The 4,196-nt window shown below is 41.0% G+C and carries 1 protein-coding gene and 1 pseudogene; both read left to right on the forward strand.

Annotated features, from left to right (window positions below):
• The coding region (locus K2N75_RS04805) for a glycosyltransferase (RefSeq protein WP_300120074.1) at positions 1–2,452 on the forward strand (2,452 nt) is incomplete at its 5' end.
• Positions 2,449–4,196, forward strand: a pseudogene (locus K2N75_RS04810) (hypothetical protein); the annotation flags it as partial. The gene K2N75_RS04805 and the pseudogene K2N75_RS04810, both read left to right, overlap by 4 nt.

Consider the following 4,196-nt stretch of genomic DNA (forward strand, 5'->3'; position numbering starts at 1 on the left):
CCCCCCCCCCCCCCCCCCCCCCCCCCCCCCCCCCCCCCCCCCCCCCCCCCCCCCCCCCCCCCCCCCCCCCCCCAATTATACAATGATGAATTCCTTGAAGAATCAAAGCTTTAAACAAAGAGCACTTTATACGCATTATTACGAATCCCTCCCTTTGCGCGACAAAACGATTCTGTATGAGAGCTTCCACGGGAGGTTGATGAGCTGCAATCCCTATGCGATTTTTAAGTTTTTATTGCACGATGAGCGATTTAGCGATTTCACGCATATTTGGGTGATTGAAAGCAGCGATTATATCAAAAGAGAGTATCGGAGGCTTAAGAATCTTATTTGCGTCAAACGCGGAAGTGATTTGTATCTGCGTTATCTTGCAAGTGCGAAATATCTTATCAATAACACCACTTTTCCTTATTATTTCATTCGCAAAGAGGGGCAATTCTATCTCAACACTTGGCACGGCACTGCAATGAAGAGTTTGGGTAAGCATATCCAAACAAGCTTTTTGGAGCATAGCAATACACAACGAAACTTCCTCCAAACTACGCATATCATCAATCCAAATGATTTTATGCAAAAGGTGCTTTTAGAGGATTATGAGATTTCTAAGATTTATCGTGGCAAGGCTTTGCTTAGCGGTTATGCAAGGATAGATTTGACTTTGCAAGAGGCAAATAAGCAAAGATTAAAAGAACATTTTGGAATAAAAGAGGGAGAAAGGGTGCTTTTGTATGCGCCCACTTATAGAGGATTCTTTGGACAAGCAGAGTTTGAATACGCGACCATCACGAAGCTCTTGCAAGAGCTCTCCGTAATGCCCTTTAAAATCCTTTTTAAAGGGCATCACGAAACTCTTAAATACATAGAGAAAGAGGACTTAAGAATCTGCGACGCAAACGATAGGGAGATAGACACCAACGAGCTTTTAAGCATTGTAGATATTCTCATCACAGATTATAGCTCCATTGCCTTTGATTTTATGCCGCTAGATAGACCGATTCTTTACTATGCGTATGATTATGCGCAATACAAAAAGGAGCGGGGAGTGTATTTTGGCTTTGAGGAGTTGGGCTTGCAGTATTGCAAGAGCCTAGAGGAAGTCAAGGCACTTTTAAGTGATACGAAGTTTTTAAAGTGCAAAAATCGCTACACACACCTTAAGGAGCGGTTTTTCCCGCTAGAAGATGGCAATTCTACACAAAGAATCGTGGATTTCTTTTTCTTTGAAGCTTACGATTCTAGCAGGCTTTATCAAGCGCACTCTTGCAAGCCAAAGATTCTAATGTTTCAAGGGCATTTTATGGCAAATGGAATCGGCAGTGCGTTTAAGAACTTAATCGCGCATTTGCACCAAGAGTATGATTTCTTTGTCAGCGTGAGTGGTGGGCAGATTGCGCCTTATCCCGAGCGACTAGCGATTTTTGATTCTATTAGGAATCTCGTGGAGATTCTCCCCGCTGTGGGCGTGCAAAATCTTGATATACAAGAAAAATGGCTGCTTAGAGGGGAGTTTGTAAGAGAGAGAAATAACGAGCAGGAATCCCTTATGCAAAAGGCTTGGCAGAGAGAATGGCGCAGAGTGTATGGAGAATGCGCATTTGATTGCTGTATCAATTATGAAGGATATAGCTTGTATTGGGCGTTTTTGTATGCGTATGCGCCGCCAAAGCGCAAGTATATTTTCTTGCACAATACAATGCAAGGAGAGTTTTATAAAAAATTCCCTCAAATTGAGGGAATTTTTTACCTTTATAAAAGATTTTCCAAGCTTCTAAGTGTAAGTGAGGGAACGAATGCGCAAAACAGAGAGGATTTATCGGATAAATATGGAATCGCGAAGGACAAATTCTGCACTTTGCATAATTTTATCAATGCAGAGGAGGTGCTAAGGAAGTCCGCGATTCCATTAGAAAAGGAAATAGAGCGCAAATACTTTAAGCAAGGCTATCGGGTCTTTATAAATGTTGCGCGATTGTCTATTGAAAAAGACCAAACAAGCTTGATTTTGGCTTTTGCTAGAGTGAGCAGGGAAATTCCTAAGCTTACTTTGTTGATTTTGGGCGAGGGGGCGTTGAGGGAGCAATTAGAGGGATTAATTAGTGAGCTTGGATTGAAAAATAAAGTCTTTTTGCTTGGATTTCAAGCCAATCCTTATAATTTCCTTAAAAAAGCCGATTTTTTTGCGCTTTCCAGCGAGCACGAGGGCTTGCCCCTCGTGCTCGCTGAAGCAATGATATTAAAGCGTCCGATTCTTTGCACAGATTTTACTTGTGCGAGGGATTTTTTAGGCGCGCACAATGAATATGGACTTGTCGTGCCAAGAGGAGAGGAGGGAATCTATCAAGGAATAAAAACTCTTTTGCAATCCCCACCTACTTTTAAGGAGTTTGATAGCGAGGGGTATAATCAAAGACTGCTTGGACAATACCGCGAGATTCTAGGAGGGGGGCAATGATATTTAAACCCAACGATTTGCAAGAAATCCGCCTGAATAAGACTTCTTTTGGCTACACATTGGAGCAAGAAACGCGATTGGATTGCTTGTGGATTGGAAAGGTGGATAGAAGCGATTTAGAACGTTTGAAAATCACAATCAATGGTGTATCCATAAAATCCCCGCGCCTAGAAATAAACGAAAAGGGAGTATGGATTCTTTTGTATCAAGAATTTGATGTAAAAAGCTTTGCAGTAGAGCTTGTGGGCGACTTTAGCGTGAAAGCTTATGTGAGAAAAAAGAATCTTTTAATAGCAGGGAGAGCCGATGCCTTTGGTAGTAGAATGAGTGCTTTTGTAACTGCAATTTATCTTGCGGAGAAATTGGGATTTAAATTCGGGTTTGTTTGGTCGCAACTAGACAAGGACAAAAGCGGGGCTTTTATGGAATCCGCCGAGGAACTTTTTGAAAAGGAGTTTTTGGAAGAGCATAATTATTCTGATGTTCTCCCCTTGCGCGGGGCGGGCAATACTTTGGCTTTTAAGGCTTTGCAAGAATTGCAAGAAAAGCCTTGTAGGGAAGTTTGGGGAACTTGGGTGATGAATTATTATATCCCAACAAAGGCGAATCTTGCGGACTTGAATGAGAGCGAATACAAGGAATCTTTTTATAAGATTTTTTCTCACTTGCCCTTAAAGCCTAGCTACAAGGAGCAGATTGCTAATGCTAGAGAAAAAGCGGCTTTAATAGGCGATTTTGTCGCCTTGCATATGCGAAGCGGGGATTCCATAGAGACGCAATATAGGAGATTTGTGTTTTGTCCTGTTATCCATAAATACTTTTTTCCTGTGGATTTGGTGATTTTTGCGGCAAGACATTTTATCAAGCTTGGCTTTAAGGTTTTGCTTTTTGGCGTGGATTCTAGGGCAAATGAAGCAGTAGCTAAGGTTCTAGACGATGAGGTAAAGAGTGGAAATTTCATCAACGCACAAGTTTGGAGTGAGAATTTAAACGAAACACAAAGAACGATTTTTGAAGTGTGTTTAATGGCTGAAGCGAAAAAAACGATTGCGAATCATTCTACATTTTCTAAATTTGCTGCTTTTTTGGGGTCGCAAAATGAGCTTTTGAACTTCAATGCCTATTTCACGCAAAAAGAGCTTTATAATGCTTTTATTATCCCAAAAATGAAAGATTATTTGAATATTTCTAATGTGCAAAAAAGCGTGAGTTGCGCTTATGCTTACCTTTTGGGGCGGCAAATTGGAGTGGCTTTTGAGGAGCGCATTAAGCTTTTGTGGTTGGCTTTGGAGTTTGATATGTGCAATAGTGCGTATCGTGTGATGTTGGTGGAGGAGTTTTTAAGACAGAAGCAAATCTACCGCGCAGAAAAATATCTTGAAAATGTGATAAATGAGAGGGGGGAAGAATATCTCGCGTCGTTGCTGCTTGTTTTGTGGAATACGCATATTGTTTTTAAAGAGCAATTTAAAGCTTACTTGGAAAATGCAAGGGAGGAATTTCCCTATATTTGCTTTTGTGCGGCTAAAATTTGCTTTTTTAATGGAAATATCACACAAGCCAAAAAGTTTATGGATTTAGCGCGGATTAAGGAATCGCAAAATGAAATGTTTTTGAGTTTCATTCCATCTCTTAAAGAGACAGATTCTAAAGTTGCGTTCATAACCGCAAAACACAGAATCCACTCCCACCTATCTTACAAACTAGGTTCTGCAATGATACTAAACTCTAAAAGTCTATGGGG

The organism is Helicobacter sp. (assembly GCF_029067145.1).
Taxonomy (GTDB): domain Bacteria; phylum Campylobacterota; class Campylobacteria; order Campylobacterales; family Helicobacteraceae; genus Helicobacter_D.